The 24,517-nt window shown below is 71.2% G+C and carries 24 protein-coding genes; 10 read left to right on the forward strand and 14 right to left on the reverse strand.

Annotation, left to right across the window (positions count from 1 at the left end):
* Positions 1–95: 95 nt before the first annotated feature.
* Positions 96–1,667, reverse strand: a complete 1,572-nt coding sequence (locus ACLBX8_RS23070; protein ID WP_447700354.1) for an ABC transporter substrate-binding protein — start codon at positions 1,665–1,667, stop codon at positions 96–98.
* Positions 1,668–1,898: 231 nt separating this feature from the next.
* On the reverse strand, positions 1,899–2,225 hold the full coding sequence (locus ACLBX8_RS23075; protein ID WP_139257097.1) for a hypothetical protein: 327 nt from the start codon (positions 2,223–2,225) through the stop codon (positions 1,899–1,901).
* An 858-nt stretch (positions 2,226–3,083) separates the two neighbouring features.
* Here ACLBX8_RS23075 and ACLBX8_RS23080 point away from each other — a divergent pair.
* The 3 genes from ACLBX8_RS23080 (at position 3,084) to ACLBX8_RS23090 (ending at position 7,094) form a co-directional block, all read left to right on the forward strand.
* Positions 3,084–3,983: a LysR family transcriptional regulator gene (locus ACLBX8_RS23080; protein ID WP_020095923.1), complete on the forward strand. Its 900-nt coding sequence runs from the start codon at positions 3,084–3,086 to the stop codon at positions 3,981–3,983.
* Between the two features lie 227 nt (positions 3,984–4,210).
* Entirely contained in the window at positions 4,211–5,662 is a 1,452-nt protein-coding gene (aspA, locus tag ACLBX8_RS23085) for an aspartate ammonia-lyase (RefSeq protein ID WP_447715789.1), read from the forward strand.
* An 82-nt stretch (positions 5,663–5,744) separates the two neighbouring features.
* Positions 5,745–7,094 carry a dicarboxylate/amino acid:cation symporter gene (locus tag ACLBX8_RS23090; RefSeq protein WP_447700339.1) on the forward strand — a complete coding sequence of 450 codons (1,350 nt, stop codon included), beginning with the start codon at positions 5,745–5,747 and terminating at the stop codon, positions 7,092–7,094.
* Between the two features lie 151 nt (positions 7,095–7,245).
* Here the strand turns inward: ACLBX8_RS23090 and ACLBX8_RS23095 are convergent, their stop codons facing one another.
* Together ACLBX8_RS23095 and ACLBX8_RS23100 are read right to left on the reverse strand one after the other, a co-directional pair.
* The gene (locus ACLBX8_RS23095) at positions 7,246–8,091 is read right to left on the reverse strand and encodes an aspartate dehydrogenase (RefSeq protein WP_447715790.1); all 846 of its coding nucleotides are present in this window, start codon (positions 8,089–8,091) and stop codon (positions 7,246–7,248) included.
* Between the two features lie 78 nt (positions 8,092–8,169).
* Positions 8,170–8,610, reverse strand: a complete 441-nt coding sequence (locus ACLBX8_RS23100) for a ribbon-helix-helix domain-containing protein (RefSeq protein WP_447700353.1) — start codon at positions 8,608–8,610, stop codon at positions 8,170–8,172.
* 253 nt (positions 8,611–8,863) lie between these two features.
* Here ACLBX8_RS23100 and ACLBX8_RS23105 point away from each other — a divergent pair, with 253 nt between their 5' ends.
* The 3 genes from ACLBX8_RS23105 (at position 8,864) to ACLBX8_RS23115 (ending at position 11,451) form a co-directional block, all read left to right on the forward strand.
* Complete coding sequence (locus ACLBX8_RS23105; RefSeq protein WP_447700337.1) at positions 8,864–9,169, forward strand: lactoylglutathione lyase; 306 nt, start codon at positions 8,864–8,866, stop codon at positions 9,167–9,169.
* 68 nt (positions 9,170–9,237) lie between these two features.
* Positions 9,238–9,774 carry a gluconate 2-dehydrogenase subunit 3 family protein gene (locus tag ACLBX8_RS23110; RefSeq protein ID WP_244527024.1) on the forward strand — a complete coding sequence of 179 codons (537 nt, stop codon included), beginning with the start codon at positions 9,238–9,240 and terminating at the stop codon, positions 9,772–9,774.
* 108 nt (positions 9,775–9,882) lie between these two features.
* Positions 9,883–11,451, forward strand: a complete 1,569-nt coding sequence (locus ACLBX8_RS23115) for a GMC family oxidoreductase (RefSeq protein WP_447700336.1) — start codon at positions 9,883–9,885, stop codon at positions 11,449–11,451.
* A 105-nt stretch (positions 11,452–11,556) separates the two neighbouring features.
* On the opposite strand, the gene ACLBX8_RS23120 is transcribed toward ACLBX8_RS23115, so the two are convergent.
* Together ACLBX8_RS23120 and ACLBX8_RS23125 are read right to left on the reverse strand one after the other, a co-directional pair.
* Positions 11,557–11,829: an usg protein gene (locus ACLBX8_RS23120; protein ID WP_020095930.1), complete on the reverse strand. Its 273-nt coding sequence runs from the start codon at positions 11,827–11,829 to the stop codon at positions 11,557–11,559.
* 357 nt (positions 11,830–12,186) lie between these two features.
* Positions 12,187–13,083 carry a LysR family transcriptional regulator gene (locus ACLBX8_RS23125; protein ID WP_447700335.1) on the reverse strand — a complete coding sequence of 299 codons (897 nt, stop codon included), beginning with the start codon at positions 13,081–13,083 and terminating at the stop codon, positions 12,187–12,189.
* A gap of 114 nt (positions 13,084–13,197) precedes the next feature.
* Here ACLBX8_RS23125 and ACLBX8_RS23130 point away from each other — a divergent pair, with 114 nt between their 5' ends.
* Complete coding sequence (locus tag ACLBX8_RS23130; RefSeq protein WP_427510350.1) at positions 13,198–13,983, forward strand: SDR family NAD(P)-dependent oxidoreductase; 786 nt, start codon at positions 13,198–13,200, stop codon at positions 13,981–13,983.
* Positions 13,984–14,105: 122 nt separating this feature from the next.
* Here ACLBX8_RS23130 and ACLBX8_RS23135 read toward each other — a convergent pair whose 3' ends face one another.
* The 7 genes from ACLBX8_RS23135 to ACLBX8_RS23165 all read right to left on the reverse strand — a co-directional run bounded on the left by ACLBX8_RS23135 (position 14,106) and on the right by ACLBX8_RS23165 (position 20,422).
* Positions 14,106–15,767 (reverse strand): ABC transporter permease, encoded by a 1,662-nt coding sequence (locus tag ACLBX8_RS23135; RefSeq protein WP_447700334.1) that lies wholly within the window; start codon positions 15,765–15,767, stop codon positions 14,106–14,108.
* Positions 15,768–15,783: 16 nt separating this feature from the next.
* The gene (locus ACLBX8_RS23140) at positions 15,784–16,809 is read right to left on the reverse strand and encodes an extracellular solute-binding protein (protein WP_020095934.1); all 1,026 of its coding nucleotides are present in this window, start codon (positions 16,807–16,809) and stop codon (positions 15,784–15,786) included.
* 81 nt (positions 16,810–16,890) lie between these two features.
* The gene (locus ACLBX8_RS23145; protein ID WP_447700352.1) at positions 16,891–17,937 is read right to left on the reverse strand and encodes an ABC transporter ATP-binding protein; all 1,047 of its coding nucleotides are present in this window, start codon (positions 17,935–17,937) and stop codon (positions 16,891–16,893) included.
* A gap of 1,273 nt (positions 17,938–19,210) precedes the next feature.
* Positions 19,211–19,429, reverse strand: coding sequence for a hypothetical protein (locus tag ACLBX8_RS23150; RefSeq protein WP_020095937.1), 219 nt, complete (start codon positions 19,427–19,429; stop codon positions 19,211–19,213).
* Positions 19,413–19,622 (reverse strand): hypothetical protein, encoded by a 210-nt coding sequence (locus ACLBX8_RS23155; protein WP_447700333.1) that lies wholly within the window; start codon positions 19,620–19,622, stop codon positions 19,413–19,415. The genes ACLBX8_RS23150 and ACLBX8_RS23155 overlap by 17 nt, the downstream gene beginning before the upstream one ends.
* Positions 19,623–19,635: 13 nt before the next feature.
* Entirely contained in the window at positions 19,636–19,860 is a 225-nt protein-coding gene (locus tag ACLBX8_RS23160) for a hypothetical protein (protein WP_020095939.1), read from the reverse strand.
* A 241-nt stretch (positions 19,861–20,101) separates the two neighbouring features.
* Entirely contained in the window at positions 20,102–20,422 is a 321-nt protein-coding gene (locus ACLBX8_RS23165; protein WP_447700332.1) for a PsiF family protein, read from the reverse strand.
* Between the two features lie 152 nt (positions 20,423–20,574).
* Between ACLBX8_RS23165 and ACLBX8_RS23170 the strand changes: the two genes are divergently transcribed.
* Both ACLBX8_RS23170 and ACLBX8_RS23175 read left to right on the forward strand, forming a co-directional pair.
* The gene (locus tag ACLBX8_RS23170) at positions 20,575–22,074 is read left to right on the forward strand and encodes a carbohydrate porin (RefSeq protein WP_447700331.1); all 1,500 of its coding nucleotides are present in this window, start codon (positions 20,575–20,577) and stop codon (positions 22,072–22,074) included.
* 199 nt (positions 22,075–22,273) lie between these two features.
* Positions 22,274–22,579 carry a hypothetical protein gene (locus tag ACLBX8_RS23175; protein ID WP_447700330.1) on the forward strand — a complete coding sequence of 102 codons (306 nt, stop codon included), beginning with the start codon at positions 22,274–22,276 and terminating at the stop codon, positions 22,577–22,579.
* A 348-nt stretch (positions 22,580–22,927) separates the two neighbouring features.
* Here the strand turns inward: ACLBX8_RS23175 and ACLBX8_RS23180 are convergent, their stop codons facing one another.
* Positions 22,928–23,515: a TetR/AcrR family transcriptional regulator gene (locus ACLBX8_RS23180; protein WP_100253110.1), complete on the reverse strand. Its 588-nt coding sequence runs from the start codon at positions 23,513–23,515 to the stop codon at positions 22,928–22,930.
* 141 nt (positions 23,516–23,656) lie between these two features.
* On the opposite strand from ACLBX8_RS23180, the gene ACLBX8_RS23185 reads away from it, so the two are divergent.
* Complete coding sequence (locus ACLBX8_RS23185) at positions 23,657–24,055, forward strand: RidA family protein (protein WP_091682109.1); 399 nt, start codon at positions 23,657–23,659, stop codon at positions 24,053–24,055.
* Positions 24,056–24,517: the final 462 nt, after the last annotated feature.

Below are 24,517 nucleotides of genomic sequence, written 5' to 3' on the forward strand. Positions count from 1 at the left end.
GATGGCGCGCCACGTAAGGACCGGGCGCGGCTCTAAGCCTCTGTTTCGACGCGCTCTCGTGCGCCGGACCGGTATCCACTTCGGTGCAGAGCGCTCTAGGCCGGCCTGACGTCGTAGAATTGCGGGAAGCCGTTGCGCACGCCCGTCAGGCCCCGATAGGCCGTCGCCTCGTAATAGGCGCCGAGCGGCAGGTACGGCACGTCGATGAAGAACTGTCGCTGGATCTCGGCGCAGATCGCCTTCTGCGCCGCAGAATCGGGCGCGGTGAACCACGCGGCGCGCAGCTCCTCGAGACGGGGCGCGCGGGGCCATCCGAACCAGGCCTGGTCGCCGTTGCCGCGGATGCCGAGCTGGCCGGCGGGATCGAAGTTGTTGGTGCCGTTCAGGTAGGTGACGAAGGTGCTCCAGCCGCCCTTGTCCGGGGGCTGGCGGCTCGCCCGGCGCTGCACCAGGGTCCCCCAGTCCATCGCGACGAGGTCCACGGCGAGCCCGCATTTCTGGAAGGCTTCGGCCGCGACGAGGGCCAGGGGATGGGTGGCCGGGTAATCGGTCGGGTCGAGCATGACGACGCGCTCGCCCCGGTAGCCGGCCTCCGCCAGGGCGCGCCTGACCGCGGCGTAGTCGCGGGGGCCGACCAGCCCGTCGGTGCCCGCGCGCGTCGCCATCGGCGCCTCGGGGCTGAAGACGCCGACATGGTCCTTCCACAGGGCGCGCTCGTCGCCCGCGACCGCGCTCATGAACTCGGTCTGGTCGATGGCGCCGAGCAGCGCCCGGCGGATCGCGGGATTGTCGAAGGGCGGATGCAGGTGGTTGAAGCGCAGGCAGCCGATGCCGCCGGCCGGATCGAGCACCTCCAGCCGGATCCCCGATCTGCTCCTGAGCAGCGCCTGCAGGTCCGGCGTCGGGTTCTGCCACCAGTCGACCTCGCCGGCCGCCAGCGCGCTCGCGGCGGTGGAGGCGTCGGGCACGATCCGCCACTCGATCCGCTCGAAATGGGCCTGCTTCGGTCCGGCGGTGAAGCTCGCCGCGCCGTCCGGGCGGGGCACGTAGCCGTCGAAGCGCTCGTAGACGGTGAGCGCCCCCGGGACGCGCTCGTCCGCCTTGAAGCGGAACGGGCCCGAGCCGACCATCTCGGTGACCTGCGTGTTCGGGTCGGTCTTCGCCAGGCGCTCCGGCATGATGCAGGGCATCGAGGTACCGGTCTTGCCCAGAGCCGCGGGCAGCAGCGGGAACGGCCGCTTGAGGCGGAACTGCACGACGCGGTCGGAGGTCGCCGCGAGTTCGTCGGTGGCGTCGATCAGCGCCCGGCCGAAGGCGTCGCGGGCGGCGAAGCGGCGCACGCTCGCCACCGCGTCGCGCGCCAGCACCGGCGCGCCGTCGTGGAAGCGCAGGCCCTCGCGCAGGGTCAGGCGCCACAGGCGGCCATCCGCCTCGACGGTGTGACCCTCGACCATCTGCGGCTGGAACTCGTAGCCCGCGGTCTGGCCGTAGAGGGTGTCGAAGACGAGGTAGCCGTGGTTGCGCGTCACGGTCGCCGTCGTCCAGATCGGGTCGATCACCGCGACGTCGCTTTCCGGGATGAAGCGCAGGACCTTGGCGGGCTGCGCGACGGCGGGCCGCGCGACCGCGGCGGCGGCCAGGGCGGCGAGGACCTCGCGGCGCCTCATCGGCAAGCGCTCGTGCTGGATGCCATCGGAGACCGTGCGCCCGTCACCCTCGTCGCGTCGCATGGTGCCCTCGGTGAGGCAGCGAGGCAAACGGGGGGCCGCGCCCCGCCGCGCGCGAACGCGTCACAGTGGGCGGTGTCCGGAGCACAGAGGCGGGGCAACTCGCGCCGCGAGCCCCCTGCACGACCCCGCGTCCGCCGGGCCGGAGCCTCCGTCCCGGCGCCTCGGGCCCTAGCGCTCGCGGTCGGCCCCGGAATCGGCCTGTTCGGGCGCGGTCATCTCCGGCGTCAGCAGACCGAGTTCAATCAGAAAGGCCGAAGTCGGTTCCAAGTAGACGCCGATCTGGATCGCATCCGGGTCCGAATGCGGCGTCACATAGGTGCGCCTCTCGTACAGCTCGGACTCGCCGCTCGCCAACAGGTCCAGCAACGCGCACCGGCGCATCCAAGAGATGATCCCGCGCGCGTAGGCGTCTTCGACCAGCTTGAATCCGCCGATCACGGCCTGTTCGAAATCGGGATCCGTTCGGATCACGACTCTGCGGGGTGTTTCCTGCATGTGTGTCCTGCGACACTCTCGGATCGCGGCCAGCCGGCTCATGCTGATCTTGCGGCCGGCCGCCGAGGCTGACCCAGACTCGGACCAGTCCTGTCCAGGCGCAGAGCCCGCGCGGGCGTTTCCGTCGCCATCATTTGTGGTGCTCGGGGCTCGACCGAAGGACGTAGCACCCTGTCGCGGGCCGCCGCGCCCGCGGCTGAGGCCCCGCGGTCACATCGCTGCGCCGTGTCGTTCGATGTGCCGCACGCCTGCACGATCGCCGCGGGCCGCCGGAGGGGCCGTTCGGTCGGGCGCTCCCCGAGCCGGCCGCGGTCCGAGCCGGCGGCCACGGCGACCCCGTCGCTCCGGCAACGCCGCCGACGCGGGTGCTCCGGAACACGCCGGGCCTGAAAGCTTGAGCCTACATCGGGATCACACCGCGACGACAGTCGCGAGCCCGATGGAGACGACGATGACCTGGACGAACCGCATCACCGTAGCCGCGACCCTCATCGGCGGCGCGATCGCGCTGGTGACTTACGCGCAGGCCCTGAGTCTGCCGACGCACTTCGCCTGAGCCCGCCTGCCGGGGGAGCGCCCCGCGCCGCTCCTCCGACGCCGTCGTGACGGCCACCGTCGCGTTGAGACTTATCGCGCAGCCCACGATCGGGCCGCCTCGCTTCGTCCGAGGGGCGCCTGGCGGACCGCTCTGAGCCGCTCCGGGCCGCGCCGTCGGCGCGCGCGGTTCTCGGCAGGATCGGCCACGATCGCCCAGGATCGGGCGCCGGACCGCGTCGGCGCGGACGCGCCCGCCCCGCTTGCCGGGCCCGCCCTTTCGGCGTTTCAAGGCCGTGACCCCTGGACGTGGCCCGGCCGGCGATGGAACTGAAGTGGATCGAGGACTTCCTCAGCCTCGCCGAGACCCGTAGCTTCTCACGCTCGGCCGAGGCGCGGCACGTCACGCAATCGGCGTTCAGCCGCCGCATCCGCTCCCTGGAGGTCTGGCTCGGCACGGCCTTGCTCGACCGCAGCACCTACCCGATCACCCTCACGGCGGACGGGCGCCACTTCCTCGAGACCGCCGAGGAGGTGGTGCGCCTCCTCACCCTCAGCCGCGCCGACTTCCGCAACCGCAGCGAGAGGTCGAGCCTGCCCGTCGTCGCCATCACGGCCCTGCATTCGCTCTGCCTCTCCTTCCTGCCGCGCTGGCTCGGCACGCTCCGGGGCGAGCTCGGTGCGATGAGCAGCCGCGTGCTGCCGGAGAATTTCAACATCTGCCTCCAGGCCCTGGTCGAGGGCGGCTACGACCTCATGCTGACCTATCACCATCCGGGCATCCCGATCCCGCTCGGGCCCGATCGCTTTCCCTGCCTCGTCGTCGGCCAGGACAGCCTCGTGGCCGTGGCGGCGCCGGCGGATCTCCCCCGCGACCGGGAAGGCCGCCTGCCCCTCCTGCAATATTCCCGCGGCTCCTTCCTGGGCCGGCTCGCCGCCATCGCCCAGGCCCGGGAGGGCGCGCCCGCGACCTATCCGGTCCACACGAACGAGAACTCGATGGCCGAGGCCCTGCGGTCGATGGCGCTCGCGGGACACGGGGTCGCGTGGCTGCCGAGGAGCCTCGTCGCCGGCGAGATCGCGGCGGGCGCGCTCGCCATCGTCAGCCCCGAGATGTCGATGGAGATCCGGCTGTACCGCAGCGCGGAGCGGGCCCGGCCGTTCCTGGAGGCCGTCTGGTCGGCCGCCGCCGCGGATTCGAAGAACTATTCCGGTTCGGAATAGTTCTGGTCGCAACTAGCATTGGCGGCCCGCCGGCACCGGGACTATCAGACGCCGGCCGGTCAGGCGCGGTCGTCCGTGAGGGCGGGGCGACTGGCGGCGACCCTTCATCGCGCACCGTCGAGAGCGTCGACGCCCCCTCACGCGGGCCGGTCGCTCACGCGCAATCGTCTGCCCAACCGTCCTGCCCTACGGCGCGCCGGATCGCTTCCGCGCGCCAGGAGAGAGCCGTGTCCGAGATCGCTTCCGCCGCCGCCACCCGCACCGAGCACGACCTCCTGGGCGACCGCGAGGTTCCGCAGACGGCCTACTGGGGCATCCATACCCTGCGCGCGGTCGAGAACTTCCCGATCACCGGCACCACGCTGGCCACCTGCCCGGACCTGATCCGGGCGCTCGCGGCGATCAAGCAGGCGGCGGCGCTCGCCAACCGGGAACTCGGCCTGCTCGACGCGACGCGCTGCGACGCGATCGTGGCGGCCTGCGAGGAGATCCGGGCCGGCGGCCTGCACGATCAGTTCGTGGTCGATCTCATCCAGGGCGGGGCCGGGACCTCGACCAACATGAACGCCAACGAGGTCGTGGCCAACCGCGCGCTCGAACTGCTCGGCCACGCCCGCGGCGCCTACGGGCAGCTGCACCCGAACGAGCACGTCAACATGGGCCAGAGCACCAACGACGTGTACCCGACGGCCCTCAAGATCGCCGGCATCGGCGCGATCCGTCGGCTCGTCGCCGCGATGGCGTCGCTGCGCGGCAGCTTCGAGGCCAAGGCCGCCGAATTCTCGGACGTGCTCAAGATGGGCCGCACCCAGCTGCAGGACGCGGTGCCCATGACGCTCGGCCAGGAATTCGGCACCTACGCGCGCATGCTCGGCGAGGACGAGGCCCGGCTGGGCGAGGCCGAGCTGCTGATCCGCGAGATCAACATGGGCGCCACCGCGATCGGGACCGGCATCACCGCGCATCCCCTCTACGCGGCCGCGGTCCGCGCGCGGCTGTCCGAGATCACCGGCATCCCGCTCGTCACGGCCGAGGATCTGGTCGAGGCAACCCAGGATTGCGGCGCCTTCGTGCAGGTGTCCGGCGTCCTCAAGCGGGTGGCCGTGAAGCTGTCCAAGACCTGCAACGACCTGCGCCTGCTCTCCAGCGGTCCGCGCGCGGGCTTCGGCGAGATCAACCTGCCGGCCCGGCAGGCCGGCTCCTCGATCATGCCCGGCAAGGTCAATCCGGTGATCCCCGAGGTGGTGAACCAAGTGGCGTTCGAGGTGATCGGCAACGACGTGACGATCAGCTTCGCGGCCGAGGCCGGCCAGCTGCAGCTCAACGCCTTCGAGCCCGTGATCGCCTACAGCCTGTTCCGCAGCTTCGCGCATCTCGAAGCCGCCTGCCGCACGCTCGATCTCCACTGCGTGCGGGGCATCACCGCCAACCGCGAACGGCTGCGCGCCAGCGTCGAGCACTCGATCGGGATCGTGACCGCGCTCAACCCCTATATCGGCTACCGCAACGCGACGGCCGTCGCCATGGAGGCGCACGCGACCGGCCGCGGCGTCTACGACCTCGTGCTCGAGAAGGGGCTGATGGCCCGCGCGCAGCTCGACGCGGTCCTCCGGCCCGAGCGGCTGACCCGCCCGCAAGCCCCCGATCCGGTCATCGCCCGGGCCGTCGCCGGGGCCTGATCCAGAAACCGGGATCCGCGTCCGCGACGCCAGCGGTCGGGTCCCGCACGCCGAACAACACGATCCCATGGGAGGACAACGGATGACGCACGCCGATACGGACCCGGATTCCACGACATCGCGCTCGGGCCGGCTCACGCTCTACACCGGGCTCGGGCTGGCACTCGGCATCCTCGTCGGCGCCGTCCTGCACGGACTGGCGGCCGGACCCGACGAGGCCAAGGCGTTCGCGGCGCACTTCACCCTCGCGACCGACATCTTCCTGCGTCTGATCAAGATGATCATCGCGCCGCTCGTGTTCGCCACCATCGTGGCCGGCATCGCGAGCTTCGGCGACGCCCGCTCGGTCGGCCGGGTCGCCGCGCTGGCCATGGGCTGGTTCGTCACCGCCTCGGTCGTCTCGCTCACCCTCGGGCTCCTGACCGCGTACCTGTTCCAGCCGGGCGCGGGCCTGGGCCTGCCGCTGCCCGACGCGGGGGCGCAGACCGGCCTGAAGGCCGCCTCGCTGAACCTGCGCGACTTCCTCGTCCACGTCTTCCCGACCAGCATCGTCTCGGCCATGGCCGGCAACGAGGTGCTGCAGATCCTGGTCTTCTCGATCTTCTTCGGCTTCGGTCTCAGCACGATCGACCGGCGCTACAGCGAGCCGATGGTGCAGCTTCTCGACGGCCTCGCCCGCGTGATGTTCAGGGTCACCGACACGGTGATGCGGCTCGCGCCGATCGCCGTCTTCGCGGCCATCGCGGCGGTCGTCACCGTCCAAGGGCTCGGCGTCCTTCTCGATTACGGCAAGTTCATCGCCAGCTTCTACGCGGGCCTGTCCCTGCTCTGGCTGCTGCTGATCGGTGCCGGCTGGGCCGTGCTGGGCCGGCGCGTGGTGGAGCTGCTGCGCCTGCTGCGCGCCCCGATGATCCTCGCCTTCTCGACGGCGAGCAGCGAGGCCGCCTTCCCGCGCACCGTCGAGGTGCTGGAGCGCTTCGGGGTGCGCCCGCGCGTGACGGGGTTCGTGCTGCCGCTCGGGTACTCGTTCAACCTCGACGGCTCGATGATGTACCAGGCCATGGCCGCCCTGTTCATCGCCCAGGCGTTCGGGATTCACATGGGCTTCGGCGAGCAGCTGACGATGCTGCTCGTCATGATGGTGACGAGCAAGGGCATCGCCGGCGTGCCGCGGGCCTCATTGGTCGTGGTCGCCGCCACCGTGCCGATGTTCGGTCTCCCGGCCGCCGGCATCCTGCTGATCATGGGCATCGACCAGATCCTCGACATGGGGCGCACCGTCACGAACGTCCTCGGTAACGGTCTCGCCACCGCGGCGGTCGCCAAGTGGCGGGGTGAGATCGCGGGCGGCGTCCGGGAGGTGGGCGCGGAGCCCGCGGGGCCGCGCCTCGACCTCGCCGCGGGGCCCGCGGCCGGCGCCGCCCGCGCTTGACGGCGCCGCCGTGGCCCGCTCGATGGCGGACGGGATCGCGCCGCTCGCCGCTGTCACGGATCGCTCCGGGCTCTGAGAGGCGACCGCGCCCGGGCACCGCTCCGGGCGCGGGGGCGCGGGGTCAGGGGCCGTGCCGGCCGGGTCCGGTCTGTCAGGTTCCGACCCGGAGCGGGGCTGTGAGCTTGCGCAGGTAGGCGATGGCCGACAGGGCCGTGATGCGGCCCGTGCGGGGGTTCTCGTCGGTCGGGACATTCTCGATCGTCATCGCGAAGCGCGCGGCGTCGGCCTCCACCTCGATGCGGTGCGTGTTGCGCTCCAGGCCGGGGTCGGCCCAGATCTCGAGCTCGGTCCGGTCGGGACCGATGCCGGCCAGCGAGAGCGCGACCGCGACGTTGAGATTCGCCGGGAAGCCGCGGGCCGCCTCGCGGGGGCTGCCGGCGAAGATGCGCATCGGCTCGGTGATGCCGCCGATCTCGATGCCGTTCTCCGCGAGGTAGGGGGCGCCGACGAGGCCGCGCACGGGCTTGCGGGTGATCATCCGCACCGTGCGGATGGTGCCCTCCGCGGCGGCCGTCACGGCGTCGAGGCCGAGCAGCGCGCCGGTCGGGACGACGATCTGACCGCCGTGGGCGCGGGCCGTCGCCACGAGGTCCTCGTGATCGAGGAGCGCGCCGCAGCTCAGCACGATCGCGGTCTTCCCCGCCGCCACGAAGGGCCGCACGATCGCCGGGAGATGCTGGGACGGCGCGCATTCCAGCACGATGTCGGCCCGCGGCTCCAGGGCGTCGAACGCGGTGACGACCTCCGGCGGCTCCGCGAGCGCCGCGAGCGCGGCCCGGGCTCTGGCGGCATCGCGAACCGTGACGGCGGTCAGCCTCAGCCCCGATATGGCGCCCGCATCGAGCACGCGCGCCACGGCCAGCCCGACGTTGCCGAGGCCGGCGATCGCGATGCGACCGCCGCGGATGGGCGACCTCGGGGCTTCCTGCAGCGGCATGTCGGGTATCCGTTCATCGGGGCCGGAGCGGCCGACCGCGCCAGCCCTCTGCATCGGCCATGCCGGGGGGGACGCGCCTCAGCCCTCGCCGCGGGCATCGCGCGGCCGGACCGCGTCGCCGCGCAGGGCACGCGCGGTCCGCGCGACGTGTCCGACGCCGACGTCACGGTCGTCGATCCTTTCCAGGGCGCCGTCGACGTCCCCCGCGACCCTGCCGCGCTGTTCCACGGCGCGCCGCTGCGCCGAGGCGAGGCGCGCCGCCTTCATCTCGAGGTGCCTCAGGCACGCGCACCGCAGGAGCGAGGCGAAATTGCGTGCCTCACCGTGGAGAGCGAGCACTTCGTCGTAGAGAAGCGTCACGAGGCGCGGAAGGGTCATGCCCTGAGCGGCGGCGATGTCCTCGAGCACGTTCCAGAACATCACCTCGATCCTGATCGAGGTCGAGTGTCCGCCGAGCCGGATGGAGCGGGTCTCGCCCTCGTAGTCGGCGGACGGCATCCCCGAGTACAGATTGCACATGTCCACCCCTGCGATCCGCGCCGCTCACCCGCGGCGACCGCCCGCGCTTCCCCGGGATGAGGAACAATAATGCAGCGCGCGCCCGTTTCCACCGCCTTCCGGGCTCTGGCATAACGCGCTCTGCGGATCGTCGCGGGCCCGCTCCGCAGTAGCATGATACTACCACCGCACGCTGGAGCGGCTCTAAGTTTCCGCTCGGCGGGACCCCTCGGGACCGTCGGGCTCGGGCCTCGACAGGGGGATCATGCGCGACATGTCCGACATGCCCGAGCGGATCCCCGCGATGATCCGGGTCCGGGACGCGGCGCGCTCCGCGCGTTTCTACCGGACCGCCTTCGGCCTCGACACCGCCGACCGGCCCGGCTTCGAAACCTTCACCCCGATCGATCTCGCGCATGCCGCGTCCGGTCTCGCGTCGGAGCTGACGGCCAACACGGGCCAGGACGGCGCCTGCGGCCTGGGCATGGGGGCCGCCCGGGGCACGGCGCGCTCCTGCTTCATCGACGACCCGGACGAGCACAAGATCGAGGTGCTCGCCCGCGGTTGGCGCTTCGCCTGATGACCCGCGACGGCCCGCCATCGGCCGCCGCGGCACCGGCACGACCGACACGGACAGGGGAGGACGGGATGAGGATGCAGGAGACGGGCGCGCACCTGTCCCGCCGCGGCTTCCTGGGCGCCGCGGGCTCGACGCTGCTCGCGGTCGCGGTCATGCCGGACGGCAGCGTGACCGGGCGGGCCTGGGCGCAGATGCCGAAGGCGACGAAGCCCGAGACCTTCGCCTCCCTCGTGCAGATGTCGCGCGACTGCTACCCGCACGACCGCGTCGCCGACAGGTACTACGCCGCCGCGGTGCAGATCCTCGACGACGCGGCGCGGACCGCTCCAGGAGAACTGACGCTCCTCGAGGACGGGATGGCCGCGCTCAACCGGGCGGCCGTCGAGAGGCACCGCCTGCCCTACGCCAAGGTTCCGCAGGACACGGACCGGGCGGCCCTCCTCGAGACCATCGAGCCGACCCCGTTCTTCCAGAAGGTGCGGGCCAACCTCATCGTCGGTCTCTACAACCAGAAGGAGCTGTGGCCGATCTTCGGCTACGAGGGCGCCTCCTTCGACAAGGGCGGCTACCTGGAGCGCGGCTTCGACGACATCGACTGGCTCTGACGGCGGCCCGGCGCCCGCGCCGGCGGCCGCGCGCGACACGCATTCACCGCTCGGTCCGACCATCCCGCGCGAAGACGGGACGGGGCCGATCCGCGGCAGGAGGAAACCATGTCAGCTCCCTACGACCTCAGCGACGGCTCCGTCTTCGTCATCGTCGGCTCGGGCGCCGGCGGCGGGACCCTCGGGACCCAGCTCGCGCTCAAGGGCATCGACACCGTCATCCTCGAGGCGGGCGACCGGCACGAGACCTTCGACTTCGTCAACGACGAGTGGGACTCGTTCGCCCAGCTCGCCTGGAAGGACAAGCGGCACGCCACCGGGCCGTGGCCGATCGCCAAGACGTTCCCCAACCTGCCGGCCTGGATCGTGAAGGCCGTCGGCGGCTCGACCGTGCACTGGGCGGGCGCGTCGCTGCGCTTCCAAGAGCACGAGTTCAGGACGCGCACGCATTACGGCGCCGTGAAGGGGGCCAACCTCCTCGACTGGCCCGTCGACCTCCCGGAGATGGACCCCTGGTACGCCATGGCCGAGAACCGGATGGGCGTCACGCGCACCAACGGCATCCCGGGCCTGCCGGGCAACAACAACTTCAAGGTGCTCGAGGCCGGCGCCCGCAAGATCGGCTACACGGAGGTGCATACCGGCCGGATGGCCATCAACTCCGAGCCGCGCGACGACCGCGCCGCGTGCATGCAGCTCGGCTTCTGCTTCCAGGGGTGCAAGTCGGGCGCGAAGTGGTCGACGCTCATCGCGGAGATCCCGAAGGGCGAGGCCACGGGCCGGCTCGAGGTCCGTTCGGGCTGCCAGGTCCTGCGGATCGAGCACGATCCCGGCGGCAAGGTCACCGGCGTGGTCTACGCCGACAAGGACGGCGTCGAGCACCGGCAGAGAGCGCGGGCCGTCGCCGTGGCCGGCAACTCCATCGAGAGCCCGAGGCTGCTCCTCAATTCGCACTCGTCGAAGTTCCCCGACGGTCTGGCCAACGCGTCGGGGCAGGTCGGGCGCAACTACATGCGCCACACGACCGGTTCGGTCTACGCCATCTTCGAGAAGCCGGTCCACATGTACCGCGGCACCACGATGGCCGGCATCGTGCGCGACGAGGCCCGGCACGATCCGAGCCGCGGCTTCGTCGGCGGCTACGAGCTCGAGACGCTCTCCCTGGGCCTGCCCTTCATGGCGGCGTTCCTCGACCCGCAGACGTGGGGCCGCGATTTCGCCGGCGCCCTCGACAAGTACCGGAACATGGCGGGCCTCTGGATCGTGGGCGAGGACATGCCCTGTTCCGACAACCGCATCACCCTGTCGGACGACACGGATGCCTACGGGATGCCGGTCGCGTCGGTCCATTTCGCCGACCATCCCAACGACGAGGCGATGCGCGAGCACGCCTACAGGCAGGGCAGCGCCCTCTACGAGGCCGTCGGCGCGGTCCGCACCATCCGCACCCCGCCCTATCCGTCGACGCACAACCTCGGCACGAACCGCATGAGCGAGAAGCCCCGGGACGGCGTCGTCAACCGCTTCGGCCAAGCCCACGATGTCGAGAACCTGTTCGTCTCGGACGGCTCCCAGTTCACGACCGGCGCCACTGAGAATCCGACCCTCACCATCGTCGCGCTGGCCCTGCGGCAGGCGGACCACATCGCCAAGCGGATGAGTCGCGGCGAGATCTGAGCGCGGATCCTGCGCCCGCATCCGGCCGGCGCAGGCGATCTCCGCGACCATCGCGATCGCGCTTCCCGCGCGGGCCCGCGGAAAGCTCGGCTCCCGCCCCCGGCGTCAGTGGAGGTGAAACTCGCTGCCGACGGCCCGCAATTCCGCGGGCCTGATCAGGCGGCTGTGGGCCACCTTCACCGAATGCAGCGGCCCATCGAGGGCGCCCTGCCAGAAGGCCAGGAAGCGCTTCAGCTCCGGGAAGACGGGGAAGAGGTCGTGCTGCTGCCAGATGAAGGTCTGGAGCAGGTGGGGATGGTCGGGCAGGTGATACAGGATCTCGGCTGTCGTCAGGCTGTAGCCTTCCAGCTGACGACGGAAGGCGGTCGAAACGCTCATGGCGGCCCCTCCTGCGCGCATCGTGAGAGTGACCCACGACGAAGCAAGAAAGTTGCCGGCTGAGCTGTTAACAAACGCCGAATCGCCCGCGATCTCAGTCGGTTAGCACTCAGAGCGGCCGATGGCTGCCAGAGCGGTTCGGGGTCGCGCGCACGCGCGCGCTGCACCGAGGTCGGGCCGCGCATGACGGGCTCGGCGACGCTCGGCTCCAACGCCCGGACCGCGAGCCGGCCTCTCCGTCGCCGGATCTGAACCTGTTCAGGACCCAAGTTTCTCAAATATTGCGCGTCTTCGAGCAATGAAACTCGATATTACTGCAGTCAAGGCATCGCTCGTGAAGCGTCTGCCGCGCCGATGTCATTCCTCCACCGTCGCGTGGGCGGCGAGGAAATCGACGAAGCTTCGGATGCGCAGCGCCAAGCGCGCGTGGCCGACATAGAGGACGTGGACGTCCTCGGCATCGCCGGGGTTGAACGCCTCCAGCACCGGCACGAGCCGACCGGCCGCGAGATCGGCCGCCACATGGAACCGGGCGAGGCGGGCGATCCCGGCGCCGCCGAGCGCCATCAGGCGCACCACCTCGCCGGAATTGCCGTAGAAATTCCCCTGGATCGGCCGCTGGTTGAGACCGGCTCCGACGCGGAACGGCCAGGTATCGAGGGAGCGGCGGAAGCTGAAGTTGAGGCACTTGTGCGCCGCGAGGTCGTCGGGATGCTCCGGGACACCTTCCCGCGCGAGATAGGCGGGGGCGGCGACCACGATCATCCGGCTGCGCCCGAGGCGTCGGGCCCGCAGGCGGGTGTCGCGGAGTGGGCCGATCCGGATCGCGACGTCCGCCTGCGTGGCGGGCAGGTCGATCACCTCGTCGGTCAGGGCGAGATCCAGGCTCATCCGCGGGTGCTGCGCGAGAAAGCGCGGCAGGACCGGCAGGACGACGTGGGTCCCGTACGGGACCGAGGCGTTCACCCGGAGCCGCCCGCTCGGCTCGGCGGCGGTCTGGGTGAGGCCCCGCTCCATCGCGTCGATTTCCGCCATCAGCTCGGCGGCCCGCTCGCGGTAGGCCTCGCCTTCCGGGGTCAGGGTCAGGGATCGGGTCGTGCGCCGGAGCAGCGCGACCCCGAGGCGCGCCTCGAGGCGGGCGACGGCCCGGCTCACGGCGGAGGGGGTTTGCCGCAGGGCTTTGGCGGCCGCCGCGAAGCTGCCGCACCGCGTCGCCTGGAGGAACGCCTCCATGTCCCCGAGCCGGTTGTCCATCGCGCCGCCACTCATGCATCCAAGTCACGATCATCGTGCCGCGATGCCTGCTACTCAGCAATCCGGCGGCCGTCCATCTCCTCGGGACCGACACGGCAACGAGGACGAACCGTCATGGATCTGCAGCTCACGGGACGAAGCGCCCTGGTCACCGGCTCGACCGCCGGGATCGGTCTCGCCGTGGCCAAACGGCTGGCCGCGGAGGGCGCGGAGGTCATCATCGCGGGGCGCCAGCAGGCCAAGCTCGACGCGGCCGCGGCCGCGGTCGCCGCGGCGGGCCGCGCGCGCGCGATCCTGGCCGATCCCGCCACGGCCGAGGGCGCTGCCGCGCTCGTGCGCGCGGCCCCCGCGGTCGACATCCTCGTCAACAATCTCGGGATCTACGAGGCCAAGGCCTTCCCGGATATCGCCGACGACGACTGGCACCGCCTGTTCGCGGTCAACGTCGTGTCGGGGGCCCGGCTCGCGCAGGCCTATCTCCCGGGGATGCAGGCGCGCGGCTGGGGGCGCGTCCTGTTCGTCTCGAGCGAGTCCGGGATCGTGCCGCCGCCCGACATGATCCACTACGCCGTGACCAAATCGGCCCAGCTGACGATCGCCCGCGGACTCGCGCAACTCACCAAGGGCAGCGGCGTCACCGTGAACACGGTGCTGCCCGGGCCCACGCGCTCCGACGGGATCGGCGATTTCCTGAAGAGTGTCGCCTCCGATCCCGACCTGTCGCCCGAGGCGATGGAGGCGGAGTTCTTCCGGCTCCATCGGCCGCTGTCGCTGATCCAGCGCCTGATCGAGCCGGACGAGGTCGCCGCCATGATCGCCTACCTGGCGAGTCCCCTCGCCGCAGCGACCAACGGCGCCGCGCTCCGGGTCGAGGGCGGGATCGTGCCGACCGCCGCCTGACCGCCGAGGCCCGCGACGCGGAGACGGGCGCGGGACGGATACCGGTGCGGGGAGCGGGCGCCGCGAAGGGCGGGCGATCGATCCCCGACCTCTCCCCGACCTCTCCCCGACCTCTCCCCGGCCTATCCCCGGCCGGTCCGCGGCTCTTCCCCGGCCAACCGTCCCGGCCCGATCGCGTTCCGGTCGAGCCTGAGCAGGAGCGTCACCGGGAGGAGACCGATCATCACGATGAGCACGGCGGCGACGGCGCCGTCCTCGTACGTGCCGCGCGCCGCCTCGCCGTAGAGATGCGTGCTCAACGTCTCGACGTTGAGGGGACGCAGGAGCAGCGTCACCGGCAGTTCCTTGGCGATGTCGACGAAGGCGAGGAGGCCGCCGCTCAGCACCGCGGGCCAGGCCAGCGGCAGCTGCACGGTGACCAGCGTGGCGAGCCGACCCCGCCCGAGCACCCGCGCGGCGTCGGGGATGGTGCGCGGGATCCGCGCGAAGCCGGCCTCGCTGGCGCCCACCGTGACGGTCAGGAAGCGCAGGGCGTAGGCGATGACGAGGGCGGCGCCGGTCCCGAGTCCCACCCGTGCGGTCGTCAGGCCGGCCTCGAACAACCCGGCCTCGACCAGCGCCAGAGGACCCAGGAGCCCGACCGCCAGCACGGTTCCGGGCATGGCGTAGCCGATCCCGGCCGCGCCGATGAGCAGGCGCCCGGCCCGGGCGCTCAGCAGGGAGGGAACGGCCGCCACCGCCATGCCCGCCAGCACCGTCACCGCCGTGGCGAGGCCCGCGTAGTAGACGGTGTTGAGGGCCTGGGCGGCGAGCGCGTCGGGCAAGCCGCTCGCGTCGATCCGGCGCCACGCCTCGAGGCCGAGAGAGCCCGCCGGCACCAGGAATCCGATCGCGACGGGGGCCGTGCCCAGGGCCAGGGCCGACCCCGCCCGCCAGCCGTCCAGCCGGCGGCGCGCGCCGGCCGTGTGGCGGCGGGCGCCGCCGGCATAGCCGCGGCCGGCCCGCGCGAGCCGTTCGAGGCCGACGACCGCGACCACCGCGGCCAGCATCACCAACGCGATCTGCGCGGCGCCGGGCAGGTCCGAGCGGTTCACCCAGGTGGCGTAGACCTGCACCGTCAGCGTGCGCACACCCAGGAACTCGGCCGCGCCGACATCGTTGAGCGCCTCCATCAGGGCGAGGCCGGTGCCGAGGGCGATCGCTGGCCGCGCGAGCGGGAGGGCGATCCGCAGGAAGCTGCGCCACGGCCCGGCCCCGAGCGCGCGCGCGGCTTCCAGCAGCGAGCCGGCCTGCATCAGGAACAGCGCGCGGGTCGGCAGATAGACGTAAGGGTAGAGCACGAAGCCGAGCAGCAGGCTGCAGCCCGGCAGCGAGCGCAGGTCCGGCAGGGCGAGATCGCGCGGGCTCGACAGGCCGAGCAGGCTCCGCAGCCCGACCTGGAACGGCCCGAGCGGGTGCAGCAGGTCGAGATAGGCGTAGGCGACCACGTAGGTCGGCATCGCCAGCGGCAGCAGCAGGGCGGCCTCGAGGAGGCGCCGACCGGGGAAGTCGAACGCCGCGACCAGCCACGCCGTCGCGGTCCCGAGCCCGATCACCAGGAGGCCAACGCCCGCGAGCAGCAGGGCGGTGTCGCGGATCGCCTGCGGCAGCACGTAGGCGGCGAGGTGCGGCCACAGCTCGCCGCCGCCCTCGGACGCCGTGAAGCCCAGGGAGATCACGGGCGCGAGCAGCAGCGCCGCCAGGGCGACCGCCCCCGCCCAGCCCAGAGAGCGGGTCACCGACATCCGGCCCGGCTCGAACTCAGTTGTCGAAGCCGACCTTGTCGACGAGCAGGCTCGCCGCCTTGCGGTTGCGGGCGATCTCGACGAGCGGCGTCGGATCGACGCTCAGCGGACCGAGTTCCGCGAGCAGCGGCTCGATCGGGGCGCCGGCCTTCACCGGATACTCGTAGTCGACCTTGGCGTAGAGCGCCTGCGCGGCGTCGGAGACGAGGTACTCGAGGAGCTTGACCGCCTGGTCACGGTTCGGCGCGTTCTTGGCGACGACCGCCCCCGACACGTTCACGTGCGTGCCCCCGCCCTCGAAGGTCGGCAGCACGACCTTGATGGCCGCGCCCCATTTCTGCTGGTCCGCCCCGCCGCGACCCGAGCGCATCAGTCCGACATAGTAGGAATTGCCGAGGCCCACCTCGCAGAGGTCGGCCGCGATGTCGCGGGCCACGTCCCGGTCGCCGCCCGTCGCCTTGCGGGCGAGGTTGTCCTTCACGCCCCGCAGCCACGCCTCCGTCTTCTCCGCGCCGTGGCGGACGAGGAAGGCGGCGATCAGGGCGGTGTTGTAGGGATGCTGGCCCGAGCGCAGGCACACCTTGCCCTTCCAGCGCGGGTCGGCGAGCGATTCGTAGGTCGCGGCCGCGAGATCGTTCAGGCCCGTGTCGGCGTAGAGCACGCGCGCGCGCATGGAGAGGGCGAACCAGCGCCCGTCGGCGCCGCGCAGGGGCGCCGGCACGGCCGCTTCGAGCACGGGCGAGCGCACCGGCTGGGTCAGGTCGCGGTCGACGAGTTCGATCAGGTTGCCAATATCGACCGTCATGAGGACGTCGGCGGACGAGCGCGCGCCCTCCGCGGCGACCCGCTCGGCCAGCCCCTTCTCCACGAAGACCGTGTTCACGGTGACGCCGCTCTGCGCCGTGTAGGCGTCGAGCAGCGGCCGGATCAGGCCCGGCTCGCGGGTGGTGTAGAGGTTGACCTCGGCCGCGTAGGCCGGTCCGCCGAAGCAGAGAGACAGGCACAGGCTCGCCCAGGCTCCGGTTCTGCAGACGTCCAACATGATAAACCCCGTTCGTCGAGCGACGAGCCGGTGCTATACAGTAAGAATGCGCCCTGCAAGGCAGATTTATTTAGATATATTCTAATTACAATCTGACAACACTTGGACTCCGTCCGGCAGCGGGAAGACGTGGGCGCGCCCGGGCAGCAGCTCGATGCCGACCTGCTCGCCCAGGACGGCCTCCGGCGGGAGGTCGAGGCGCAGCGGCGCGCCGAGGCCCGCGACCGCGATGTCCAGGCGCAGGCGCGGCCCCGCGAAGGCCCGGCCCAGGATCCTGGCCGGCACGCCGGCGCCCGCCGGCCCGAGGCGGATCGCCTCCGGGCGCAGGCAGACTTGGACCGCGCCCTCCGGCACGGCGTCGGGCCGGGGCAGCGTGCCGAGGGGTGTCGCGACGTGGCCGTCGACGGCGCGGCCCGGAATCTCGATGATCTCGCCGAGCGCCCGGGCGGCGAACGGCGTCGCCGGCGCGGCGTACAGCGCCTCGGCGCTGCCGCTCTGGACGATCCGACCCCGGTGCATCAGGACGATGCGGTCCGCGCAGGCGACCGCCTCGGCCGCGTCGTGCGTGACGAGGATCGCGCCGATGCCGTCCCGCCGCAGGACCGCCAGGGTGTCGGCGCGGACACGCTCGCGGGTGCCGGCATCGAGGTTCGAGAACGGCTCGTCGAGGAGCAGCACCCGCGGACGCGGGGCCAGGGCCCTGGCGAGCGCCACCCGCTGCGCCTCTCCGCCCGACAGCGTGCCCGGATAGCTGTCGGCGCGGTGTGCCAGCCCGACCTGATCGAGGCGCTCGCGGGCGATGTCCCGCGCGTCCGCGCCGCGGAGATGGGCGAGGCCGAAGCGGACATTGGCCAGCACGGTGAGGTGGGGAAACAGCGCGTAGTCCTGGAACATCAGGCCCACGCCGCGGCGCGCGGGCGGCGCGTTGCGGCCGCGCCCGGCGACGCGGCGATCGCCGAAGGCGATCTCGCCCGCGTCCGGCGCGTCCAGGCCGGCGATGAGCCGCAGCAGCGTGCTCTTCCCGCAGCCGGAGGCGCCGAGCACCGCCAGGATCTCGCCCGGACCGAGCGTCAGCGACACGTTGTCCAGCGCCAGCGTCCGGCCGTAGCGTCGGCTCACGCCCGACACCGCGAGTTGCCCCGCGGCGGGACCTGAACCGGCGCCGGGCGACGCGTCGGTCGGAGAAGTCTTGCGGCGTCGAAACACGGGCAGGAGATCCGGCGGGCGATGGGCCCTCGATCGAGAACGGGTGGAGTCACCGTTCTCATCCGGCCCTCCGGCACGGCGCGGCCCGCCGGGCGGTGCGGCTCCAGGGTGTCGTTGGTTGGGCCGCCCCGGTACCTGACGTCCGGCTGTCTCGGCCCCGGTCTCCGGCACCGCGGGTCCGGGGGGCGTAAGAAGGCTTGCCGGTGGGTCGTGCCCGGAAGTCCTGCCCGCGAGACTTGCCGCGGGGGCGTGTCCTCCCGGCTGCGCGGCCACACCGTATCGGTCGGCTCAGCACGCGACACGGCGGACGGTGCACGGCGCAATCGGTCATCGGCACGCCGGGAGCCGCTCTTGCCGAGGGATCGCGTTGTCCGGTCGATCGCGGCTCGGGGCCGACAGGTCAGGCGCGCGGAAATCCCGCGCTCTGCATTCATCAAATCAATCGAATTTGAAAGGTCATGGCAGCACTATTGAATTGGTTCGCTGCCATATTCCTCGCGTGCGGTGGGGGACATCATGCGCGCGTGGCTGGTGGCAGGTGTGGTGATTTCTACACTTGTGGGTAGCATCGACACGGTCGAGGCGCGCGGGCGTGGGCGTCTGTTCTTCGGGCGGTCGTCGACGGCGCAGCGACCCGCGTTGCCTCCGTCTGTCGCCGCGACCCACACGGCCCCGAGCGGCCGTGCCGGCTACCGTCCCACCATCGCGATCGCGCCGGCCCCCATCGCTGCGGCCCCCATCGCTGCGGCCGTTCCTGCGGCCGTTCCTGCGGCCGTTCCTGCGGCAGCCGCGGCAGCGGTGGCGAACACGCCGGCCGAAGCGCGCGAGCCGGAGCTTCGGCCACAGCACACCCTCCTCCGCCCGCCGCCCGAAACGCCGCGTGTCCAAGCGGTGCGCGCCGTCGCCCCGAGTTGCGAGACCGGGAGGCGCGTCGGCGGCGTCGACAGGGCGGAAGCCGGCTTCTGCCTGATCAACTAGACCGGGGATCCTGGCCGCCTCCCGATCGGGGCGGCGCAGCACGACGCGACGGTGGGGCCATTGCGCCGTCGACCCGGCAGCACACGGAGGCCGGCTGTGCCGCACTGCGGCCGAACGTAGCGCAGCGTGGTGGATCGGCCCGCGCGCGGGTGCGCTGCGCGTGCCCCTACCCCGCCGGTCGATCCCTCAGCGGTCAGGCTCCCGGTCTGGCCGGGGATTACTGCGCGCGTCCCGGCCCGTCTCTCAAGCCGAGCCGCAGAGCCCGCGCGAACAGGTCGCTGAGCGTGATCCAGTCAGCACCGTCGATCCGCCAGCGCGCGCAGTCGTCATCCGGCTCGACCGTATACCCGCGGCACCGAAGCACGGCGACCGCGTCGAGCACCGGGTCATCCCCTTCGCCCAGGTGGGCATCCTCTCGGTCATGGGCGTGGGTCAAGGCTGACGCTCATCACATCCGCGAGTTGAAAGAGGAGGTCGCCCACGACACCGATCGGCAGCAGGACGCAGAACTCACTGTCGTCGGGCGACTGCAATCGGATCGCCAGTGTGCCGCCGCCGTCGATGACTTCGACCGAGCGCACCGCCGCAGCGCCCAGCACGTAGGGGACCGCGCTGTCCGAGACCGTCATCCTCGGAGGCCGATCACGCGATTTCCATCTCGAGCGCGACGTCGGCCAGATAGGCCGCGATGCGCGCGCTCGCCCGGGTGTCCGACGCTTCGATGATGAGGCCGGCGCCGCCGGGCAGGACGTCGTAGCGCCGGAGAACGGATTCGGCCTTGAGCGCCGCCTCGCGCTCCGAGGTCGCGCGCAGGACGCGCCGATCGCCCTCGATGCGGATCAGGATGCGGAAGGGAGCGCGCTTCATGCTGGGACCGCCTCGGCCATCTGACCCGCGCCGTCGCGGCTCGATGGGTCAGTTACGGCGAGGCTGGCAAAACCGTTCCGCGACGGAGCGGGGGGAGAGTGAGGGGGACGTCGACCGCTTCGTGTAAGCCCGAGTGACGTTCAGGACGCCCGAGATCGGTCGGTATCTCGAACGGCATCCGTTTCACGCAGCCCTGACAGTGGTCAGAAGCCGAACAGGGACGCGGTATGGGCGCAGGCGACTAACCTCTGAGGCACGTGCTCATGAACGCCTTGCGCTCGGCGCCCTTGAGGCTCTTGGCCGAGGCATCCGCATTGCAGCTCTTCATCTTCATCTGCTGCGGCGTCAGCTCCTTGGCCGGCGCGGCGCTCTTTCCCGCGAGGCAATCTGCCATGAAGCTCTTGCGGGCGGCGCCCGACAGCCGTTGCGTCCCAGCATCCACGTTGCAGGATTTCATCCGATCCCGCTGCGCGGTCTGAGCCGCCGAGGGTGCGGGGGCCTGCGCTCGGACGGACACCGTGCAGGCGAGAACGAGGGCCGAGGCGAGAGCGAGCGTACGCACGGTGGAGGACCTCCGGTGATGCGGAGAACCCTAGCGACCTGCGGTTGTACGAGCCAGCGTCAGTGCCGCGTCTGTCCCATCAATTCGCGGCGATGTCTCGCCACCGCCGTCGTCGAATGGTCACGAGGCTATGCCTTCGTTCGCCGAGCCCGATGTCTCCAGAGGTCCTGGTGCGCTCTGTCATCTGCGCCCTCGCTGGCATCACGCTCGTTCTCGTCGCGCCGGTCGGCCGTGCCTTGGCCGAACCGGCCGCGGATCCGCTGGCGACGGCCGCGCGGGTCGCCGCGGAAGGCCTCGCCATCGGTTCACCCTCCGGCGCAGGTGGCGATCCGCAGACCTCGGTCGCTCAGCCCGTGTTCTCGGCCGGTCGCGCGGCGGAGGTCACGACCTCGTTCCAGCCCCTCCTCGGGGCCGCCGGCGATCCCGGCGGGTACCGCGCCTTCCTGGAGAGCCGCGGGATCACCTTCGGCCTGATCAGTGTGGCCGAGACCTACCGCAACCTGCGCGGCGGCCTGCGGCGCGGTTCCACGGGCCTGACGCTGCTCGATCTCGACGTCGATGTCGATCTCGACACGCTCGCCGGGTGGAAGGGGGCCACGGCCCACGCCACCGTCTACCAGATCCAGGGCAGCGGAGCCTCCCGCAGCCGCGTCGGCAACCTCATGACGATCAGCGAGATCGAGGCCCTGCCGGCTTCGCGGCTCTCGGAGCTGTGGCTGGAGCAGAGCCTGTTCGACGACAGGCTGTCCGTCCGTGTCGGCCAGCTCTCCGCCGACACCGAGTACATGGTGAGCCAGACCAGCATCCTGTTCACCAACGGTACCTTCGGCTGGCCGGAGATCTTCGCCGCGAACATGGTGGACGGAGGGCCGGCCTATCCGCTCTCGGCGCCGACCGTCCGCCTGAAGTACGTCCCGACGCCCGATCTCTCGTTCCAGGCGAGCGTGATCGACGGCACACCCGGCGGCGGCCGTCCCCGCTCGGGCGTAGACCCGCAGCGCCGCAATCCGAACGGTATCCGCTTCCCCGTCTCCGACCCCCCGCTCGTCATCGCCGAGGTTGCCTACGCCTACAACACCCGTCCGGGTTCCGAAGGCCGGCCGGGCACCGTCACGCTGGGCGGCTGGCACCGCTTCGGCCGCGTCGATGCCCTCACGCCGGATCCGGTGAGTGGCCTCGATCGGAGGGTTTCGGGCAATTCGGGCCTCTACGGGCTCATCGACCAGACGATCTACCAGGAGCCGGACGATCCCAACGACGGCGCCAGCGTCTTCCTGCGTGCGTCCGTCTCGCCGGGGGACCGCAATCTGGTGGACCTCTACATCGACGGCGGCATCGCCTATCGCGGCCTGATCCCCGGACGGTCGGACGACACGCTGGGCCTCGCCGTCGGCATCACCCGCATCTCCCCGGCGGCACGCCGGCTCGATGCGATCGCCGCGCTCCAGAGCACGACACCCGCACCCCGCCGGAGCGCCGAGATCTTGCTCGAGGCGACCTATCAGGCCGTGCTCGCGCCCGGCATCGCCCTGCAGCCGACCGTGCAGTACATCGCCCATCCGGGTGGCGGGATCGCCAATCCGCGCGATCCTGACGGCAAGCGGGTGCGCGGCGCCGCGGTGTTCGGCCTGCGTGCCATCACCCGCTACTGAGGTGAACGCGGCCCGTTTGTGCGCCCCGCGCGCCGAGCGCGTTCCGGTCTCGGGAGGAGCGCGGCGGTTCGGCGCGAGCTCACGTCCGCGGGTGCGGCGCGTCGCGCGCGGGAAGCCGCCTGTGTGGCCGCGGCATCGGAACGCCCCGTCGGCTGACGGGTTTGTGAGCCGGCAGAAGGGGTCAGGTGAAGGTAGCGGTATGGCATCGATCCGGGAGATCGCGGACACGCTGAGGAGGATCGCCGCGCCGGGCATGAAGCCGAAGGCGATCCGTTCCGCCATCCGTGAGCGGCATCCGGAGGCGAGCAAGAAGGAGATCGTCCGCGCCGCGTTCTACGCCGTGACAGAAGGGCCGACCGCTACCGAGGGCGCGACCGCGGAGCTTCACGACTTCGCGCTGGCTGAGCGCATCGCCGAGGACAACGCGGACGTGGTCTTGAAAGCGAGCAAGCGCAAGAGGAAGAAGCGCTCGTCGGACGCATCGGACCGATCGCCGGCGCATTGAGCAGGGCGCGCATCGTCCGGTCTCTGCACGCTGGAGATCCGCTTCCGGGACACGTGCCGATACGCTCTGACGGCAGGGTCGGGTCGGTGGGAGGCCGTCCGCCTTTGCAGCGGTCGCGGTCCACAGCGGCCACTCCGCTCTCGGCCAGCATCCGCCATCGCGCGACGCCCGCCTGAACGTCTCAAACGGATGGCTTCCGGCTGGTCCGCCTTCGAGCGACATGGGTTCGAGGCAGACGTCGTTGTCGTCTCCTCTCTCGCTGTCTGCGCGCGGGCCACCCTGCAAGGTGTCCCCCGACGAACGCGTCGCGCGCGCCTGCGGATGACGCGTCCAGACCGGCGGGACGGCCTACTTCAGGAGGCCGTTCGCCAAGCACCGGAAGGCCTCGGTGGCCCTGGCGAGGACGGCCGGCGGATCGTCGGACGCGGCGACCCAGAGCGCGGCGTTGAGCGCCGCGCCGTTGATCAGGCGCGCCGCGGCCTCGGCATCGACAGGCTTGACCGTCCCGGCCTCCACGAGGGCCTGGATCGTCTCGGTCGTCGTGCGCAGGCAGGCGGTCTGGCCCGGCCACCGCGACGGATCGCCCAGCACTGCCGGTCCGTCGAGGAGCACGATGCGCTGGATCTCCGGCTCGAGGGCCAACTCGATGTAGGCGACGCCCTCGTCGAGGAAGCCGAGCCAGGGCGTTGGCGCCCTCTCGCGCGCGACCCGCGCCTGAGCGACCATCTCCGCGTCGAGCTGCGCGATGACGGCCTGAAGCAGGCCCTTCTTGTCGCCGAAGTTGTGATAGAGCGCGCCACGCGTCAGGCCGGCCGCTTCCGTCAGCTCATCCATCGACGCCGCTGCGTAGCCCTTCTCGGCAAAGGCTGCACGCGCCGCGCGGATCAGCCGCGCGCGGGTTTCCTCCATCTTCAGCGCGCGCCGTCCCGATGCCACAGGATGCCTCGATCCTTCACGTAGGCCCGCATGTGTTGACATACGCCGCGTATGTCACGATATTTCTACATACGCGGCGTATGTGAATGTTGCCGCGAGGTCGATGGAAGCCGTCGGCACCCTTCGCAGAGGACACGCGATATGTCGAAGCGCGATGCAGTCTTTCCGCCCGGACGGCAAGCCCTCTACGACAAGCACCGCTACTCGGCCGCGATCCGGTCCGGCGACCTGCTTTTCGTCTCCGGCCAAGTTGGCAGCCGCGAGGATGGCTCGCCTGAACCGGATTTCGGTGCGCAGGTTCGCCGTGCCTTCGACAGGCTGAACGCCGTTCTCGCGGCGGCCGGCTGCAGTTTCGACGACGTGGTGGACGTGACAACCTTCCACACCGACCCTGAAACGCAGTTCGACACAGTGATGGCGGTACGCGACGTAATGATCGGCGAACCGCCCTATCCGAACTGGACTGCCGTCGGCGTGACCTGGCTCGCGGGCTTCGACTTCGAGATCAAGGTCATCGCCCGTCTTCCGACCCCGGTCTGAGTCGGTGTTCGGCTCGGACGATGCCGGGAAGAATCGCCAAGCCGCTTGTTCCTCCACGGTCCCGATACCGGCATCATCGTTGATGAGACAGATTTAGACGATCGCTCCTGACCCTGTACGAACTTTGAACTTGGATCACCGCGTGGGGCCCATCACCCGGCGAGGAGCCCCGCCGATTGGACCACCACAACCGCGAGCATGCAGACCGCCGCCGCGGCCGCCGCGTACGACACGATTTTCGTGAATCCCTTCATGGATCTCCTCCTGACAAATCGGATCTTCGGGCGTCGACAGAGATCGCGGCGCGCGACCGCGCTCCGGGAAGGCAAGACGGCCCGGATCGCCGCGTCACACACCATATCGGGGTGTCACGTCGTCAACGCTCCTCGGTGGCGAGCGTAAACAACGACAGGAAGATTCGGTTCACCTCGGATGCGCGCGTCCTGTCCTCGAGCGACAACT

The sequence above is a fragment of the Methylobacterium sp. D48H genome (assembly GCF_053345715.1).

What these genes read in the sequence shown, in the direction of transcription:
- ACLBX8_RS23070 (WP_447700354.1), bottom strand. Translation starts at nt 1,667, where the DNA reads ATGAGGCGCCGCGAGGTCCTCGCCGCCCTGGCCGCCGCCGCGGTCGCG.
- ACLBX8_RS23075 (WP_139257097.1), bottom strand. Translation starts at nt 2,225, where the DNA reads ATGCAGGAAACACCCCGCAGAGTCGTGATCCGAACGGATCCCGATTTC.
- ACLBX8_RS23080 (WP_020095923.1), top strand. Translation starts at nt 3,084, where the DNA reads ATGGAACTGAAGTGGATCGAGGACTTCCTCAGCCTCGCCGAGACCCGT.
- ACLBX8_RS23090 (WP_447700339.1), top strand. Translation starts at nt 5,745, where the DNA reads ATGACGCACGCCGATACGGACCCGGATTCCACGACATCGCGCTCGGGC.
- ACLBX8_RS23095 (WP_447715790.1), bottom strand. Translation starts at nt 8,091, where the DNA reads ATGCCGCTGCAGGAAGCCCCGAGGTCGCCCATCCGCGGCGGTCGCATC.
- ACLBX8_RS23100 (WP_447700353.1), bottom strand. Translation starts at nt 8,610, where the DNA reads ATGTGCAATCTGTACTCGGGGATGCCGTCCGCCGACTACGAGGGCGAG.
- ACLBX8_RS23105 (WP_447700337.1), top strand. Translation starts at nt 8,864, where the DNA reads ATGTCCGACATGCCCGAGCGGATCCCCGCGATGATCCGGGTCCGGGAC.
- ACLBX8_RS23110 (WP_244527024.1), top strand. Translation starts at nt 9,238, where the DNA reads ATGAGGATGCAGGAGACGGGCGCGCACCTGTCCCGCCGCGGCTTCCTG.
- ACLBX8_RS23115 (WP_447700336.1), top strand. Translation starts at nt 9,883, where the DNA reads ATGTCAGCTCCCTACGACCTCAGCGACGGCTCCGTCTTCGTCATCGTC.
- ACLBX8_RS23120 (WP_020095930.1), bottom strand. Translation starts at nt 11,829, where the DNA reads ATGAGCGTTTCGACCGCCTTCCGTCGTCAGCTGGAAGGCTACAGCCTG.
- ACLBX8_RS23125 (WP_447700335.1), bottom strand. Translation starts at nt 13,083, where the DNA reads ATGGACAACCGGCTCGGGGACATGGAGGCGTTCCTCCAGGCGACGCGG.
- ACLBX8_RS23130 (WP_427510350.1), top strand. Translation starts at nt 13,198, where the DNA reads ATGGATCTGCAGCTCACGGGACGAAGCGCCCTGGTCACCGGCTCGACC.
- ACLBX8_RS23135 (WP_447700334.1), bottom strand. Translation starts at nt 15,767, where the DNA reads ATGTCGGTGACCCGCTCTCTGGGCTGGGCGGGGGCGGTCGCCCTGGCG.
- ACLBX8_RS23140 (WP_020095934.1), bottom strand. Translation starts at nt 16,809, where the DNA reads ATGTTGGACGTCTGCAGAACCGGAGCCTGGGCGAGCCTGTGCCTGTCT.
- ACLBX8_RS23155 (WP_447700333.1), bottom strand. Translation starts at nt 19,622, where the DNA reads ATGACGGTCTCGGACAGCGCGGTCCCCTACGTGCTGGGCGCTGCGGCG.
- ACLBX8_RS23160 (WP_020095939.1), bottom strand. Translation starts at nt 19,860, where the DNA reads ATGAAGCGCGCTCCCTTCCGCATCCTGATCCGCATCGAGGGCGATCGG.
- ACLBX8_RS23170 (WP_447700331.1), top strand. Translation starts at nt 20,575, where the DNA reads ATGTCTCCAGAGGTCCTGGTGCGCTCTGTCATCTGCGCCCTCGCTGGC.
- ACLBX8_RS23175 (WP_447700330.1), top strand. Translation starts at nt 22,274, where the DNA reads ATGGCATCGATCCGGGAGATCGCGGACACGCTGAGGAGGATCGCCGCG.
- ACLBX8_RS23185 (WP_091682109.1), top strand. Translation starts at nt 23,657, where the DNA reads ATGTCGAAGCGCGATGCAGTCTTTCCGCCCGGACGGCAAGCCCTCTAC.